This is a genomic window from Streptomyces sp. NPDC002698 (assembly GCF_042888945.1).
GTDB lineage: Bacteria > Actinomycetota > Actinomycetes > Streptomycetales > Streptomycetaceae > Streptomyces.
This window is the reverse complement of sequence record NZ_JBIAQM010000054.1, coordinates 12,445-27,466: the sequence shown is the minus strand read 5'-3', so window position 1 is coordinate 27,466 and position 15,022 is coordinate 12,445. Positions and strand designations below refer to the sequence as shown.

Annotated in this window: 15 protein-coding genes; 13 read left to right on the top strand and 2 right to left on the bottom strand. The window is 69.4% G+C overall.

Annotated elements, in window-relative coordinates; translation table 11 throughout:
- The first annotated feature begins 104 nt into the window (after positions 1-104).
- The 10 genes from ACFYW9_RS38435 to pqqE all read left to right on the top strand — a co-directional run bounded on the left by ACFYW9_RS38435 (position 105) and on the right by pqqE (position 9,640).
- On the top strand, positions 105-872 hold the full coding sequence (locus ACFYW9_RS38435) for an IclR family transcriptional regulator (RefSeq protein ID WP_351870360.1): 768 nt from the start codon (positions 105-107) through the stop codon (positions 870-872).
- A 49-nt stretch (positions 873-921) separates the two neighbouring features.
- A complete protein-coding gene (locus tag ACFYW9_RS38430; RefSeq protein ID WP_389159701.1) occupies positions 922-2,130 on the top strand; it encodes a CaiB/BaiF CoA transferase family protein in 1,209 nt (402 codons plus the stop codon).
- Positions 2,127-2,948 carry a citryl-CoA lyase gene (locus ACFYW9_RS38425; RefSeq protein WP_389159700.1) on the top strand — a complete coding sequence of 274 codons (822 nt, stop codon included), beginning with the start codon at positions 2,127-2,129 and terminating at the stop codon, positions 2,946-2,948. Before ACFYW9_RS38430 ends, ACFYW9_RS38425 begins: the two co-directional genes overlap by 4 nt.
- Positions 2,949-3,142: 194 nt before the next feature.
- Positions 3,143-5,290 (top strand): PQQ-binding-like beta-propeller repeat protein, encoded by a 2,148-nt coding sequence (locus ACFYW9_RS38420; RefSeq protein ID WP_389159699.1) that lies wholly within the window; start codon positions 3,143-3,145, stop codon positions 5,288-5,290.
- Between the two features lie 132 nt (positions 5,291-5,422).
- Positions 5,423-6,403: a ThuA domain-containing protein gene (locus ACFYW9_RS38415; protein ID WP_389159698.1), complete on the top strand. Its 981-nt coding sequence runs from the start codon at positions 5,423-5,425 to the stop codon at positions 6,401-6,403.
- Between the two features lie 80 nt (positions 6,404-6,483).
- Positions 6,484-6,615 (top strand): pyrroloquinoline quinone precursor peptide PqqA, encoded by a 132-nt coding sequence (gene pqqA, locus ACFYW9_RS38410; protein WP_389159697.1) that lies wholly within the window; start codon positions 6,484-6,486, stop codon positions 6,613-6,615.
- Between the two features lie 11 nt (positions 6,616-6,626).
- The gene (pqqB, locus tag ACFYW9_RS38405) at positions 6,627-7,526 is read left to right on the top strand and encodes a pyrroloquinoline quinone biosynthesis protein PqqB (RefSeq protein ID WP_389159696.1); all 900 of its coding nucleotides are present in this window, start codon (positions 6,627-6,629) and stop codon (positions 7,524-7,526) included.
- On the top strand, positions 7,523-8,287 hold the full coding sequence (gene pqqC / locus ACFYW9_RS38400) for a pyrroloquinoline-quinone synthase PqqC (protein WP_389159695.1): 765 nt from the start codon (positions 7,523-7,525) through the stop codon (positions 8,285-8,287). The genes pqqB and pqqC overlap by 4 nt, the downstream gene beginning before the upstream one ends.
- The gene (pqqD, locus tag ACFYW9_RS38395) at positions 8,280-8,546 is read left to right on the top strand and encodes a pyrroloquinoline quinone biosynthesis peptide chaperone PqqD (RefSeq protein WP_389159694.1); all 267 of its coding nucleotides are present in this window, start codon (positions 8,280-8,282) and stop codon (positions 8,544-8,546) included. Before pqqC ends, pqqD begins: the two co-directional genes overlap by 8 nt.
- Positions 8,543-9,640 carry a pyrroloquinoline quinone biosynthesis protein PqqE gene (gene pqqE / locus ACFYW9_RS38390; RefSeq protein ID WP_389159693.1) on the top strand — a complete coding sequence of 366 codons (1,098 nt, stop codon included), beginning with the start codon at positions 8,543-8,545 and terminating at the stop codon, positions 9,638-9,640. Before pqqD ends, pqqE begins: the two co-directional genes overlap by 4 nt.
- Here pqqE and ACFYW9_RS38385 read toward each other — a convergent pair.
- Entirely contained in the window at positions 9,594-10,637 is a 1,044-nt protein-coding gene (locus ACFYW9_RS38385) for a LysR family transcriptional regulator (protein WP_389159692.1), read from the bottom strand. The two genes, pqqE and ACFYW9_RS38385, sit on opposite strands and share 47 nt — an antisense overlap.
- A gap of 187 nt (positions 10,638-10,824) precedes the next feature.
- On the opposite strand from ACFYW9_RS38385, the gene snpA reads away from it, so the two are divergent.
- Positions 10,825-11,520 carry a snapalysin gene (snpA, locus tag ACFYW9_RS38380; protein ID WP_351870328.1) on the top strand — a complete coding sequence of 232 codons (696 nt, stop codon included), beginning with the start codon at positions 10,825-10,827 and terminating at the stop codon, positions 11,518-11,520.
- Between the two features lie 451 nt (positions 11,521-11,971).
- The gene (locus ACFYW9_RS38375; RefSeq protein WP_389159691.1) at positions 11,972-13,732 is read left to right on the top strand and encodes a pentapeptide repeat-containing protein; all 1,761 of its coding nucleotides are present in this window, start codon (positions 11,972-11,974) and stop codon (positions 13,730-13,732) included.
- A 269-nt stretch (positions 13,733-14,001) separates the two neighbouring features.
- On the opposite strand, the gene ACFYW9_RS38370 is transcribed toward ACFYW9_RS38375, so the two are convergent.
- A complete protein-coding gene (locus ACFYW9_RS38370; protein WP_389159690.1) occupies positions 14,002-14,136 on the bottom strand; it encodes a hypothetical protein in 135 nt (44 codons plus the stop codon).
- Between the two features lie 254 nt (positions 14,137-14,390).
- Here ACFYW9_RS38370 and ACFYW9_RS38365 point away from each other — a divergent pair, with 254 nt between their 5' ends.
- On the top strand, positions 14,391-14,882 hold the full coding sequence (locus tag ACFYW9_RS38365; RefSeq protein WP_389159689.1) for a hypothetical protein: 492 nt from the start codon (positions 14,391-14,393) through the stop codon (positions 14,880-14,882).
- The last annotated feature ends 140 nt before the right edge of the window (positions 14,883-15,022 follow it).

Here is a 15,022-nt window from a genome sequence, read left to right as displayed (position 1 = left end):
GAAACCAGCGGTTTTCGAATGGACCTTGGCTGGTGGAAGCTGTCCCTTTCGAGCGCCACGCCCGACAACGGGCCGAGCGGCCGGCCACTGACGAAGGAGAGCGCATGGACACGGAGCAAGGACAAGGCGGCGTACGCAGCGTGCGCCGGGCTCTGGACATCCTGTCGCTGCTGACCGAGGATCAGCCCACCGTTCCTCTCAAGGACATGGTCGACGCGACCGGCCTGCCCAAGACGACCGTGGTGCGCCTCGTCCAGACGCTGGAGCAGTACGGACTGCTGTGGGCGACGCCCGGTGGCTACACGGCCGGGCCCGGCCTGTGGCGCTGGGCCCATCTGGCCCACACCAGCTGGGAGTTGCCGCCGGACACGCAGAAGCTGCTGCGCGAACTGGTCGAGCGGCGCGGCGAGACGGCGAACCTGATGATCCGCCGCGACATCCACCGTGTCTGCGTCGCCCAGCAGGAGAGCCCTCAGCCTCTGCGGCACGTGGTGCGCGTGGGCGACGAACTGCCGCTGTGGGCCGGCGCCTCGTCGAAGGTATTGCTCATCGGGGCCACCGACGGGCTGCTGCAACGGGTCGCCGCCGCTTCCCCGCACGGCGTGGCCCATGTGCAGCAACTGCGGCTGTGGGCCGACGAGGCCGCCGACCGCGGGTACGCCACCAGCCACGGCGAGCGCGACATCGGCCTCACGGCGGTGGCCGTGCCCATCCGCACCCAGTCGGGTGTCACGGTCGCCTCCCTTTCGCTGAGCGGCCCCAGCGCGCGCATCACGGATCAGGACATCGAGGTGTTCGCGGACGACCTGCGCGAAACGGCCGCACGCATCGCCTCGCAGGGCTTCCATCACCCCCTGGGGCCGCGCACCTAACCACGCCGGCAGCGGCGCCGCAGCAGGCGCCGCTGGAAGGAGACGCCATATGCACGTTCGCCCACTCGACGGAATACGCGTTCTGGATCTCACGAACGTGCTGGCAGGCCCCTACTGCAGCTACCAGCTCATGCTCATGGGCGCCGAGGTGGTCAAGATCGAGCGTCCGGGCCAGGGCGATCTGGCCCGGAACCTGGGCCCCGATCCCTCTCTCAACCGGGACGGTGTCGGGGCGTCCTTCCTCGCCCAGAACGCGGGCAAGAGCTCGCTGGAGCTCGATCTCAAGGACACCGCCGACCGGGCCCTCTTCGAACGGCTCCTGTCCGGGGCGGACGTCCTGCTGGAGAACTTCCGGGCCGGTGTCCTGGACAGGATGGGCTACGGTGCCGAACGCCTCACCCAGCTCAACGGGCGCCTCGTCTACTGCTCCATCTCCGGCTTCGGACAGGACGGCCCGATGAGCGACGCGCCGGCCTACGACCAGATCGTCCAGGGCCTCACCGGCATGATGAGCATCACCGGCACGACCGAGACCGCGCCCCAGCGCGTGGGCTTCCCCGTCTGTGACACCACCGGTGGACTGATGGCAGCCTTCGCCATCAGCGCAGCCCTGCTCCACCGCGAACGCACCGGGCACGGCAGCCGTCTCGACGTCTCCATGCTGGAGGCATCGCTGTCCACCATGGGCTGGGCCGTCTCCAACTACCTGGTCAGCGGGATCCCACCCGAACCGCTCAGCGACCAGAACCCCACCGCGGCCCCCTCCGGCACTTTCCACGCCCTGGACGGACCCCTCAACATCGCGGCGAACCAGCAACGCCAGTTCGAGGCGCTGTGCCGACTGGCCGGCGCGCCGGAACTGATCACCGATGACCGTTTCGGCGAACGGGAACAGCGCAAGCTCCATCGCGACGAGCTCAACACCGCCCTGAACGAGGCACTGTCGAGCCGCTCGGCCGCCGACTGGGAACGCGACCTGAACGCCGTCGGCGTGCCCGCCGCCCGGGTGCTCACCGTGCCCCAAGCCCTGGAACAGCCACAACTGGCCCATCGGAACTTCATCACCGGTCTCAGCCATCCAGGACGTCCCGGACGGCCACTGAATGTCGTGGGCAACGGCGTTCTCGTCGACGGGGAAGCCTTCGGCCCGCCCTCTCCGCCCCCGCTGCTGGGCGAACACAACGCCCGCCGTGAGGAGATCGCGAGCCGCTGGCTCGACGCGGCCGCCAAGGCCGCCGGAGAGGCCGCCGCGTCATGACCAGTGCTCACGCCGACGCCGGCGACGCCGCACAGTGGTGGGCCACCGCGGTCAGCCACATCGAACCCGGCAGCATCGAACTGCGCGACCATCCGGTGCAGGACCTCATCGGCACGGCAAGCCTGGTCGACATCATCTGGCTGATGCTGCGCGCGACCACACCCGCACCACGCGAATCGTCCCTGCTCGAAGCCGCGTTGGTCGCCGGTGTCGACCACGGGCCCCAGGCCCCTTCCATCGCTGCCGCCCGTATGGCGGCCACCTGCGGAGTCGGCCTCAACAACGCCGTCGCCACCGGTGTGAACATGCTGGGCGACGCCCACGGCGGGGCGGGCCAGCAGTGCGTGGAGATGCTCACCGACATCCGCGACCTCCAAACCCTGGGCGGCAGTTGGCAGGAGGCGGCCCAGGAGGTCATGGCCGACTGGCAGAGCCGCTCGCGCTACCTTCCCGGCTTCGGTCACCGCTTCCACCCCATAGACCCGCGGCGCGACCCGCTGATCCGGCTCGTGCGGCAGGCGGTTTCCGACAACGTCGTCGACGGCGACTTCCTCAACGCCGCCCTCGCGGTCGAGGACATCCTCAAAAGACGCCGAGCGGGCGCCCGGCCCGTTCCGATGAACATCGACGGAGCCACCGCCGTCATCTACGCCGAGCTGGGCTTCTCCGCCCCGCTCGCCCGCGGCCTGTTCGTCCTCAGCCGCTCGGTGGGCATCCTGGCGCACGCGTGGGAGGAGAGCGGGCAGGGCCGCCGCAACAAGGGCCCGATCCCGCGCGACGTCCTCCCGGCCCGCCTGCCCCAGCCGAAAGACGCGTGAACAATCCGCGTCACAGCTCTTGCCACACCCCCGGCGCATCCCTAACGTAACTTTCCGCCCATCGGCAACCATCGTACGGACCATCCGAACCGTACAGCGGACCATGATCCGCCCCGTAGCTTCCCTCCCCCCACTTGAGACTCCTCAGCCCCGCCACTGACGGGTATTCCAGGACTCGTCATGAAAGAGGGACCATGGACAGACGCAGCTTTCTCACCTCGACAGCGGCCGGAACGGCCACCACCGTCGCCCTGCTCAACGGCACACCCGCCCAGGCCGACACGGCCGACAACCTCGCCCGGCCGGTCCCCGACCAGGCCCACGCCGCCACCGCCGCGAACTACCCCAAGGCCGGCGGCAACCTCGGCAACCACAGCTACTCCTCGCTCAGGAAGATCACCGCCGGCAACGTCCGCAAGCTCGGCGGCGCCTGGCACGTCAACCTGGAGAACGGCTCCACCTCCTCCGCCCAGCAGTGCGCCGTCATCGCCCAGAACGGCGTGCTCTACCTGGCCACCACCCAGCAGAACGTCTTCGCCGTCGACGGCCGCACGGGTCAGGTGAAGTGGAAGACGAACGTCGGTACCGACACCACCAACATGCGCGGCCTCGCCCTCGGTGAGGGCCTCGCGTTCACCATCTCCGGCGACAACAAGGTCCTCGCCCTCGACCAGAAGTCCGGCGCCGTCGTGTGGAGCCGCGAGCTGATGGTCGAGGACCAGGGCGACCCGGGCTGCGACCCGGCGTCCGGCCAGTGCGGCGGCAGCAAGGGCGGTCTCGCCGGAGCCGCCGTGTACTGGGACGGGCTCGTCTACATCGGCACCCAGGGCAGCACCGCCGGCGCCCGCGGTCGCGCCTACGCCCTCGACGCCCGCACCGGTGAGGTCGCCTGGGTCTTCTGGGGCACCCCGGGCCCGGGGGAGTACGGCAACGACACCTGGGAGGGCGACACCTGGAAGACCGGCGGCGCCGTCTGCTGGATCCACCCCGCCGTCGACCCCGAACTGGGCATCGTCTACTGGACGTTCGGCAACCCCTATCCCCGCACGGACGGCTCCATCCGCGGCGGCGACAACCTCTTCGCCAACTGCCTGGTCGCCATGGACGCCAAGACCGGCGAGCGGCGCTGGCACTTCCAGTCCGTGCACCACGACATCTGGGACTACGACGGCGTCATGTCCCCCGTGCTCGCCGACATCCTGATCGAGGGCAGGAAGCGCAGGATCGTCGTCTACGGCAGCAAGACGGGCATGTACTACATGCTCGACCGCGCCACCGGCAAGCCGGTCCACGGCATGGAGGAGCGTCCGGTGCCGCAACACGCGGCCCAGAAGACCGCCCCCACCCAGCCGTTCCCCGGCGGCGAGCCCTTCGTCGAGACCGAGCCGCGCCTCGACAAGGCCACCCGGCCGGTGCCCTTCTACCCGACCGGCGGCCTCTTCGAGGCCCACTGGGACCGCGCGACGATCATCTTCCCCGGCGCGGGCGGCGGCGCCGACTGGTCCTCCCCGTCCTTCAGCCACCGCACCGGCCTGGTCTACGTCGGCTACGGCCTCATCAACTCCGCCTACTCCAACACCCACGGCGGCCGCGTCAACACCGCACGGCCCCTCGGCGAGTACTTCGCCGGCGGCCTCGCCGCCGTCGACCCGCGCACCAACACCGTCGCCTGGCGCCAGGAGGGCGAGTGGTCCCTCGCCCACGGCAACGGCGTCCTCAGCACCGCCGGCGGCGTGCTCTTCCAGGGCCGCCCCGACGGCGTGCTCACCGCCCTCGACGACCGCGACGGCAGCGAACTGTGGACCTGGCAGTGCGGCGCCGGCGTCAACACCAACCCGCTGACCTACGAGATCGACGGCGAACAGTACGTCGCGGTACTCGCCGGCGGAAACGGCCTGCCCTACCCGGACATCCCCAGGGGCGACCACCTGTGGGCGTTCAAGCTCGGCGGCACCGTGAAGCCGGCCACGGCGCCCACCCCGCCGTCCAAGCGCAACCAGATCCGGACCGCCGCCGTGACCGGCGACACCGCCAAGAACACCATCACGCTGGGCCGGACCTGGGACAACGCGAAGAACGCCCCCGGCGCCACCGAGAACCTCGTGGCCCAGAACGCCATGGCACCGCAGCACCTGAGCATCGCCAAGGGCACCACGGTCACCTTCGCCAACCCCGCGGACAACAAGTCCGCGCACGGCGCGGTCTCGTTCTTCGAGGCCGAGTTCGACAGCGGGCTCCTCATGCCGGGCCAGTCCTCCTCGTACACCTTCGACACCCCCGGCGAGTACTTCTACAACGACCCGGTCGCCCCGCAGAACACCGGCAAGATCGTCGTCCAGTAAGCCGCCCGCCCACTGCACCGCGCTCTCGTAGCCGCTTCGCGGCAGCCCCGCACGCCAGTGTCGGCTCCTGGCCCGGACCCCTTTCCGCGAGGCCTCCCCACCACGCTCTTTCGAACGACGTAAGGACGCCCCATGAGAACCAGACTCCGCGTGCGCCCGCTGCACGCAGCGCTCACCAGTGCCGCCACGACGGTCGGCATCACCGTCGCCCTGGTGGCCACCGGCACCCTCAGCATGGCGCAGGGGCGCACCGGCCAGGGCGCCCGGGAACTCGGCGACCCCGACTACGGCGTATGCCGCGGCGTCGACGCCCGCTGCTACCACGACTGGGGCAACTTCGACACCACCAAGGGCTTCAAGGTCCTGCTCTACACCCGCACCGCAGGCCCCCGTCACGCCAACCTCGGCCCGGTGCTCGCCACAGGCGTGAACCCGCCCCTCGCCGATGCCAACGTCGTCCAGAAGGCCGTGCTCAAGCTGGGCGCGGACAACGGCTTCCAGGTCGACTACACCGAGGACGTCTCCCAACTCGCCTCACCCGCGACCCTGTTCAAGTACAACGCCGTCATCTTCTACTCCACCAGCCGCGACGCCCTCGACGACGCGGCTCAGACCTCCCTGCGGCAGTACGTTCGCGGCGGCGGCGGATTCGTCGGCGTCCACAACGCGTTCGGCACCGAGTACAACTGGCCCTGGTACGAGGGCCTGCTCGGCAACGCCAACTTCTACGACCACGGTCCCGCGCAGCCCGGCACGGTCGAAACCGTCGACCGCAGGGACGTCTCCACGAAGTCGCTGCCTTCCAGGTGGAACTTCTCCGACGAGTGGTACAACCTCGTCCCCGCCCCGACACGGGTGCGTGTCCTGGCCGACGTCGACGAGAGCACCCTCGCCAAGGGCGTGACCGGCAACTACAGCCATCCCGGGCACGGCGAGAACCACCCCGTCGCCTGGTGCCAGTACTACGACGGCGGCCGGGCCTGGCTGACCACGCTCGGTCACGACGCCAAGGACTTCTCCACCGACGGCTCCTTCGCGGGCGCCGCCGAGTTCCAGAAGCTCCTCCTCGGCGGCATCGAATCCGCCATGGGCAAGACGCCGTTCTGCAAGTGACGTCCGGCCGCAACCGGCCGGCCGGCTCCCGGCGCCCACCACGGCGCCATCACCCCTCCCGACAGGAAGGCAAGATCACCATGCATGACGAGCCCCGCACCCAGCACCCGGCCGAGCCGGCAGCCCAGCCCCCCGCGGGCTGGCAGAGCCCCGACTTCACGGTGGTCGACACCGCCCTGGAAGTCGCCGCCTACTCGCTGCGCACGAAGTAGGGGACTCCGCCGTGCTGCTGCGCATCCTCGGCACAGCGGCCGGTGGTGGCATACCTCAGTGGAACTGCGCGTGCCCCGGTTGCACCGGGGCACGCCGCCACCCCTCACGCCGACGCCTCCACGACGGACTGGCCCTCCAACCGGCGGACTCAGGGACCTGGTTCCTCGCCAATGCCACACCGGACATCGCCGAGCAGCTCGAAAGCCACCCCGGCCTCAGGCCCGACGCCGGACAGGAACGCACACCCGTCGTACGCGTCGTTCTCACCGATGCCGAACTCGACCACACCCTCGGCCTCCTGCGGCTCAGGGAAGCCTCCCGCATCGACATCTGGTGCACCGAACCCGTCCGCAAAGCCCTGACCACCCGCCTGGCCCTCGATGAGGTCCTCGCCCCCTACACCACGCTGAACTGGTACGACCTTCCCCTCACCGGAGCCGAACACCCCGCAGACATAGGCGGACTTGAGGTCAGTGCCATCCCGCTGTCCGCCAAACGCCCCCGCTACGCGGCCGACGAACCCGCACACCCGGCCTGGAGCACCGCTCTCAAAATCAGCGACCGAGCCACCGGGAAGACCGCGCTGTACGCGCCGGCCCTCGCGGCCTGGAACGACCGCCTCGACGACGAAATCGCCGACTCGGACTGCGCCCTGATCGACGGCACCTTCCTCACCGACGACGAGCCCCACCGCACGGGCTTCTCGCGGCGCACCGCCTCCGCCATGGGACACCTGCCCGTCGAAGGCCCGCACGGCACCGCCCTCCGCCTCCAAGGAAGCGGCGGGCAGATCCTCTACACCCACCTCAACAACAGCAATCCACTGGTGGACCCGGACGATTCCGCACACGAACGGCTCGCCGGCCTGGGCCTGGGCGTCGCCGCAGACAGGATGGTGGTGTCTCTATGACCACGGCCGCACCCGACACCGGGCTCGTCACCCACCACCGCGCCGCCCAGGACGGCCCGGCACCCTGGACCGCGGACGAGCTGGAACGCCGACTGCGAGAACTGGCGGTCAGCCGCTACCACGACCGCCACCCCTTCAACCGGCGCATGCACGAAGGCCGGCTGGCACCGGCCGAACTGCGGACCTGGGTCGCCAACCGCTACTACTACCAGTGCAACATCCCCATCAAGGACGCTCTCATCCTGAGCAAGCTCCACCTTCCCGCGCAACGACGGTCCTGGCTACGACGCATCCAGGACCACGACGGACACACCGACCAGGACGGCGGCATCGAGAGATGGCTCCAGCTCGGCGAGGCCGTCGGCCTGCGCCGTGACGAGCTGCTCGACCATCGACACCTCCTGCCCGGCGTCCGCCTGGCCGTGGACGGCTACGTCAACTTCTGCCGCAACGCCGGTGTGCTGGAAGCCGTGGCCTCGTCCCTGACGGAACTCTGCGCTCCGTCGATCATGCTGACGCGCCTGGAAACCTTTCCCCTGTACTACCCCTGGATCAAGTCCGCCGGCCTTTCGTACTTCCGGGGCCGCGTCCCCCAGGGCCGGCGAGACGGAAGCGAAGCCCTGGGCTGGATACGCACGTGGGCCACCACATGCGGGCAGCAGCACCAGGCGCTGGCCGCGCTGTCCTTCAAGTGCGACGTCCTGTGGAGCCTGCTCGACAGCGTTCAGCAAGCCGCCGACCAGGACTGCCGCCATGCCTGACCCTTCCACCTGGCGTCCCCGCCTCCCGCCCGCGGCGCGCCTGCGCCACGACCAGGTCCGCCACACCGACGTCCTGCTCCTGCCCGAACGGGTCATCGTCCTGCACGGCTCCGGCCGGGCCGTCCTCGACCTCGTGGACGGCACCCGCACCGTCGACGAGATCATCGCCGCCCTCGCGCCGGAACCCGTCCCCGACCCGATCCGCGACGACGTCACCTCGTTCCTGAACAAGCTCCACACGGAAGGCGGCCTGCGATGACGGCTCCCACCCCGCCCTGGGCCCTGCTGGCCGAACTCACCCACGCCTGCCCCCTGCACTGCGCCTACTGCTCCAACCCCCTGGAACTGACCCGCCGGTCGCAGGAACTCGGCCCCGCCCAGTGGGCCGACGTCTTCCACCAGGCGGCGGAACTCGGAGTCCTGCACACACATCTCTCCGGCGGGGAGCCCCTGCTGCGCAAGGACCTCGAGCGGATCACCCGCTCCGCGGTGGACGCAGGCCTCTACACCCAGCTGGTCACCAGCGGCGTCGGACTGACGGCCGAACGACTCGACGCACTGGTCGACGCCGGTCTGCACAGTGTCCAGCTGTCCGTACAGCACGCCGACGCCCGCCGGTCCGACGAACTCGCCGGCCATCCTGCCTTCACCGCCAAACAGCAGGCTGCCGCGCTCGTCAGGGAACGCGACCTGCCCCTGGGCGTCAACGTCGTCCTGCACCGGCACAATCTCGACGCCCTGGACGCACTGATGGAACTCGCCGTGGCCTGGGACGCGGACCGGATCGAGCTGGCCAACACACAGTTCTACGGCTGGGGCCTGCTCAACCGAGCCGCGCTCATGCCGAGCCGCGAACAGCTGGCCGCCGCCGGAGCGCAGGTGGAGGCCTGGAAAGAACGACTCGACGGCACTGTAGAGATCACCTGGGTGGTGCCCGACTACTTCTCCGGCACCCCCAAGCCCTGCATGGGAGGCTGGGGCGCTGTCTCGCTGACCGTCACTCCGGACGGGACGACTCTTCCCTGCCCGGCAGCGGCGACGCTGCCCGGGCTCGATGCGCCCAACGCCACCGAGCGGCCCCTGCGCTGGATCTGGGAGGAGTCACCCGCCTTCAACGCCTACCGCGGCACCGACTGGATGCCGGATCCCTGCCGCGGCTGCGAACGGCGGACCGAGGACTTCGGGGGGTGCCGCTGCCAGGCATTCGCCCTCACCGGAGACGCGTCCCGTACCGACCCGGCCTGTTCACTGTCGCCGGACCACGCGACTCTGATCGATCTCACGCACCCCGGCACTCCGCCCGAGCTCATACCCCGCCGCCCTGCGGCAGCCGGCAGGCTCCGTCCGTCGTGAGCACCCGCTCGGGCGTCTCCCGCGTGTCGCCGGTTCCGGGTTCACACAGGACTCGCGTCGCCTCCGGCGTACCCGAACGCTTCAGCCATTCACGGTAGGCCGGTGCCTGACGGGCCGCCTCCCAGTAGGCGTCCACCAACTCGTCGTATCCGAGATCGAGTTCAGCCTCCGAGCGGGCGGCGAGCAGCAGTCGTACTCCTATCGGGTCGCCCTGCAGGGGCCGGACGACGACATCGGATCGCGGGCGGGCGGTGGGCTGGCTGACCGTGACGACTTCGCCGGTGGCGGCCAGCGAGTACGCCGTGAGGTAGTCGCCGTGCAGCATGTCGGGCTCGAGCTCCGCGTCCCGCAGGACACGGCAGAGCGCGTCCCACTCGCCGTCGACCGTGGAGTCCACCATCCAGTGGTCGTCGGCCAGGTCGGCGAGCCGCACCTCGGAACGTTCCGCAGCCGGGTGGTCGGCGGCGAGCGTGACGAACTGCGGTTCGCGTTCGACCAGGACGCGCAGACAGAGCCCGGACGGGATGCACAGAGGACTGCCCTCGACCTCATGCACGAAGGCCAGTTCGAGCCACCCCCCGGCGACCATGCGCAGCAGGGAGTTCGCGGAGACGTCCATCCGGAGTGTGGGTTCGGTGCGGGGAACACGGGCACGCAGTCGGCGCAGCCAGCCGGGCAGGGCACGGCTGGCCGTGGCACCGATCCGCAGTGTGTACTCATCCGTGGCCCGGGCCACCGCCGCCCTCGTCTCCGTGACGATCGCGGCGAGTTCGGCGACGAGAGGTCTGGCGCGGCTCAGCACCGCGTGGCCCAGGGGTGTGGGGCGGCAGCCCGTGCCCGTGCGGACGAAGAGCTGCGCGCCGAGTGCCCGCTCGATGCGGCGCAGTTGGGTGCTCAACGAGGGCTGTGCCACACCGAGCTCACGGGCCGCCTTGTGCAGGCTGCCCGTGTCGGCGATGGCGCACAGGGCACGTAAGTGCCTCACCTCGAGCTCCATGCCGGAAGGGTAGGGCGACGCGGAGCGGCGCACCAGATGTTCAAAACGCGACGAAGCCTGACGAGTCGGCTCCCCGATAGCTCCGCGCTATCCCCGAATGCCATCATCCGCCACCCCCTTGGCCTCCCCGAGACTCCTGCTGAACCAATCGTTCACCACCCCACACGAACGAGTAGGAGCACCCCCCATGCTGTCCTCCCGCATGAAGTCGAAGGCCTCCAGGAGACTTCTGGCTCTCACGCTCGGCCTCGGTCTGGCATCCGCAGCGCTGGGCACCGCGGTCCCGGCGAGCGCCAAGTCGGCGGACTCGGCCCCGGCCGGTTCCGCTTCCGCCACGGCGGTCCGGTACGCCGGCTCGGCCGAAGAGGCCGCCGGCAACAAGGCGTTCTTCGACGCCGTGCTGAAGTCGGTCGCCAAGAAGCAGGCCGCCAACCCCTCCGTACAGTCGGTGACCGTCTACTACAACGCCTCCCAGGCGCCGAGTTTCCGCTCCCAGATATCGAGTTCCGCCTCGATCTGGAACAGCTCCGTCTCGAACGTCAAGCTCCAGTCGGTCTCGAGCGGTGCGGACTTCACCTACTACGAGGGCAACGACTCGCGCGGGTCCTACGCCTCCACGGACGGCCACGGCAGCGGCTACATCTTCCTCGACTACGCGCAGAACCGGCGGTACGACTCGATCCGCGTCACCGCCCACGAGACCGGTCACGTGCTGGGTCTGCCGGACCACTACAGCGGTCCGTGCAGCGAGCTGATGTCGGGCGGCGGCCCGGGCACGTCCTGCACCAACCGCTACCCGAACACGGCCGAGCGCTCCCGCGTGAACCAGCTCTGGGCCAACGGCCTCGCGAAGGCCCTCGCCAAGCTGGAGAAGGCGCGCTGACCCAGCGCCCTGCACGCGTGTCGAGCGCTGCGCGCCGCACACTCGAGTCGGGCCGGTACGGGCCGTGGTGTGACGCCACGGCCCGTACCGGGTTCGTCCGGGTGCGGGCCGCGAACGGGAAGAATTCGAGGCGTTCCATGGTGTTCGCCGACGCCGGCTGCGGGGCCTGTGAAACAACGGCTGTGCCTGGACGGACTGTTGAGTCCCTCGGGGGGACGCGTCTTGGCGGAGACGGAAGTCGGCCGGGCGAAGACGTCGGTGCCGGTACGGACGGTGGCGCAGCAATGGGCCGGGATCGTCCGATCGCCAGTGGCACCAGGCCGAGGGCAAGGCTTGCAACTGTTTCAGTGTGCTCGATCGTCCTTCGGGTATGCCGAACCCGAGCCCCGCACTGTCTCCAACTCCGCCTGGCTGGCCGCACTGTGGCCACGGCACGACTCCGGGGGACCCGGTGGGTTGTCGCGGCATCCGAATTCCCGGCCACAGGGCATGCCTCGCCCACCTGGACGACTCCGACCGCGACGCCTACCTGGCCGGCCTGGCCCCCGGTTCCGACGTCGACCACCGCGGCACCTCCTTCACCGAACCTCTCCTCAACGCGCTCCTTGACGCCCTCCGCGATCCGGCAACCGGACACCCCCGTCTCGGCTCGGCCAGGTTCGACTCAGCGACTTTCGAGGGTGATGCCCAGTTCGGGTCGGCGATCTTCCACGGTGAGGCCAGGTTCGAGTCGGCGACCTTCGAGGGAGCCCCCCTGTTCCGGTCCGCGATCTTCCAAGGTGACGCCGGGTTCGAGTCGGTGAATTTCCACGGTGAGGCCAGATTTGAGTCAGCGGCCTTCGAGAGCGCCGCCTGGTTCCGGTCGGCGACCTTCCAAAACAGCGCCGTGTTCAGCTCGGCGAACTTCGGTGCCTACGCCGGATTCGCGTCAGTGACCTTCCGGGGCAACGCCTGGTTCCGTCTGGCGAGCTTCAGGGGCGATGCCTGGTTCCGGTCGGCGACTTTCGAGGGCGATGCCCATTTCGGGTCGGCGACCTTCGAGAACGCCGCCTGGTTCCAGTTGGCTTCCTTCGCGAGTCATGCGGGATTCGAACGGGCGGTCTTCGAGCGGTTGGCCAGACTCGGACCGTTGGTCTGCGCCGCGAAACTGGTGCTGTCCGGGGCGGTGTTCAGCGGACCGGTGAACCTCTCGTTCGCCGCCCGCCACCTGGAATGCCGACGGACGCGCTGGTCGTCGACGGCAGAGGTGCGTCTTCGCTACGCCACAGTCGATCTTTCTCACGCGGTCTTCGAGTACCCACTCACGATCGCCGCAGAGCAGGATCCCTTCGTACTCGCCGGCGGCACGCAGTTACCGGAGGTCCTCCTTGAGGACGGGGCCGACGCGGCGGTGCGGATGGCGTCGCTGCGCGGGGTCGACGCCGCTCACCTGGTGCTGGCCGACGTCGACTTGTCGGAATGCCTGTTCTCCGGGACGGTGCATCTGGATCAGGTACGACTGGAGGGCGCCTGCCTGTTCGCCGAAGTCCCGCCCGGCCTCCATTGGCGGCGCTGGCCTCCCGTGCGTTTTACTCGTCGTCGCCTGCTCGCCGAAGAGCATCACTGGCGCGCGTGCAGGCCGCGAGCCGTCCCGGGCTGGACACCAGGCGGTACCGACACCGTGCATGTCGGGCCGCTGCAACTGGCCCCGGTGTACCGGGCATTGCGTAAAGCCTTCGAGGACGGCAAGCACGAGCCGGGTGCGGCCGACTTCTACTACGGCGAGATGGAGATGCGCCGCAACGCTGACGACATCCCTCCAGCCGAGAGGCGCCTGCTCACCGCTTACTGGATGCTGTCCGGCTACGGCCTGCGCGCCTCCCGAGCCCTTCTCTGGCTCGCTGCCGCCATGCTGGCCACGATCGTGCTCCTCATCGGCTTCGGGCTCCCCCGCGACGACCCGAAGCAGGAAGCGACCGGCATCGTTCCGCCGGGCGGCGGCCGTGTGACTTTCGAGATCGGCAAGGACGATCCGCGTAACCCCACCGGGAACCGGTTCACCGGTGAGCGCTTCGAGAAGGCCCTGAATATCGTCCTGAACTCGGTCGTGTTCCGCTCCGCCGACCAGGAGCTGACCACCGCCGGCACCTACATCGAGATGACCTCCCGACTGACCGAACCCGTCCTTCTGGGCCTGGCGGTTCTGGCCGTCCGCAACCGCGTCAAACGCTGACCCCGTCGCCCGCCCAGGGATGCGATCGTCACCCCTGCCCCAACAGCCTGATCAACGCCTTCGTCACCACCACATCCCTTCACGGGCGGGGAACCGGCGGGCCGCGGCGAGGCGGGTGGCCCACCGGTCGGCTTGCGTCCTCCGCGTCGCCTGCGCCGCGGCTTCTTCGGGTGTGAGCGGCTGGAGTCCGAGGACGCTGTCGAGGACCTATTGCTGCCCCGACGTCAGCTTCTCCCAGCCGATCCGCCGCGCCCGCAGAGCCGAACGTTTTACAGGCCCATGGCGAACGGCACGATGTCGACGAGGCGGGCGGTCTGCGCGGCGGAGCGGCAGGAGTCGAACAGGACCAGCAGCGGCTTGTCGTCCACAGCGGCGATGGCCCGGGCGAAGGCGCGAGCGCTCACGACGGCACTGTCCGTGGAAGTCGTCTCACCTGTCTCGAAGGCAATCAGATCCTCCGTGCTGTGGCCGGAGAAGTGCACGACGTGCGGGCGGAACCGGGTCAGCGCATCCAGGAAGACGTCAGCCGTCGCAGCCGGATGGACGTCGAGCTCGACCAGTCTGGCCGGTACCCCGGCCCCCTGCGGGGGGTGCCCCTATGGGGTTGGTCAAGGAAATCCGGGTGCGTTTGTGTTCGGGCTGAGGTCAGCATTGCCTGGTGTCCGAGCTGCTGTGGGATGACGTGAAGGGCCTCTTCGACCTCGAGTGGGAGGGGTGTCTGCCGGATGTGTGGGTCACGGGAACTACGGTCCGGGATTGGCAAGCGGTCCTCGATCTGATCGTTGCGAGTGGCTGGCGGAGTGAGTACTCCGAAGGTTTCGTGGTGATGCCGCTGCCGCGTGCTGGGGAGGTGCTGTCGCGGCCCGCTGATGCCGAGTGCGCGGACCTGCGGGTCTGGCCGGCACCGGATGTGCTGGCGATCTTTCGGTTGGAGTCGGCTGACGAGATCGGTTTCGACGTGGACCTGAGGGAGTTGCGGGGACAGGAGCGGCTGGATGTGCTGTGCGGATTCCTTCGTGCGATCGGGCGCCGACTGAGCAAGCCGGTGGTGATGACGCCCGAAGGTGACTGGGACCAGAGCCGTCCGGTGCTGGGATTCGACGTCGAGTCCGACCGGGTGGTGCTGCTGGCGGAGCCGCAGAGCAGCTGACCGTGGCCGCCGGACGTGATTCGTAGAAGGTGCCGTCACGGAGCATCGCGAAGAGGACGTCGGCGCGACGTCTGGCGAGGCAGAGGACGGCCTGGGTGTGGTGCTTGCCCTGGGCGATTGTTGTGGCCGGTGGCGGAATC

Bases quoted from the DNA above. Each gene is read 5' to 3' on its own strand.
- ACFYW9_RS38415 (WP_389159698.1), top strand. From the start codon at position 5,423: ATGAGAACCAGACTCCGCGTGCGCCCGCTGCACGCAGCGCTCACCAGT.
- ACFYW9_RS38435 (WP_351870360.1), top strand. From the start codon at position 105: ATGGACACGGAGCAAGGACAAGGCGGCGTACGCAGCGTGCGCCGGGCT.
- pqqE (WP_389159693.1), top strand. From the start codon at position 8,543: ATGACGGCTCCCACCCCGCCCTGGGCCCTGCTGGCCGAACTCACCCAC.
- snpA (WP_351870328.1), top strand. From the start codon at position 10,825: ATGCTGTCCTCCCGCATGAAGTCGAAGGCCTCCAGGAGACTTCTGGCT.
- pqqA (WP_389159697.1), top strand. From the start codon at position 6,484: ATGCATGACGAGCCCCGCACCCAGCACCCGGCCGAGCCGGCAGCCCAG.
- ACFYW9_RS38420 (WP_389159699.1), top strand. From the start codon at position 3,143: ATGGACAGACGCAGCTTTCTCACCTCGACAGCGGCCGGAACGGCCACC.
- ACFYW9_RS38425 (WP_389159700.1), top strand. From the start codon at position 2,127: ATGACCAGTGCTCACGCCGACGCCGGCGACGCCGCACAGTGGTGGGCC.
- pqqD (WP_389159694.1), top strand. From the start codon at position 8,280: ATGCCTGACCCTTCCACCTGGCGTCCCCGCCTCCCGCCCGCGGCGCGC.
- ACFYW9_RS38430 (WP_389159701.1), top strand. From the start codon at position 922: ATGCACGTTCGCCCACTCGACGGAATACGCGTTCTGGATCTCACGAAC.
- pqqC (WP_389159695.1), top strand. From the start codon at position 7,523: ATGACCACGGCCGCACCCGACACCGGGCTCGTCACCCACCACCGCGCC.
- ACFYW9_RS38385 (WP_389159692.1), bottom strand. From the start codon at position 10,637: ATGGAGCTCGAGGTGAGGCACTTACGTGCCCTGTGCGCCATCGCCGAC.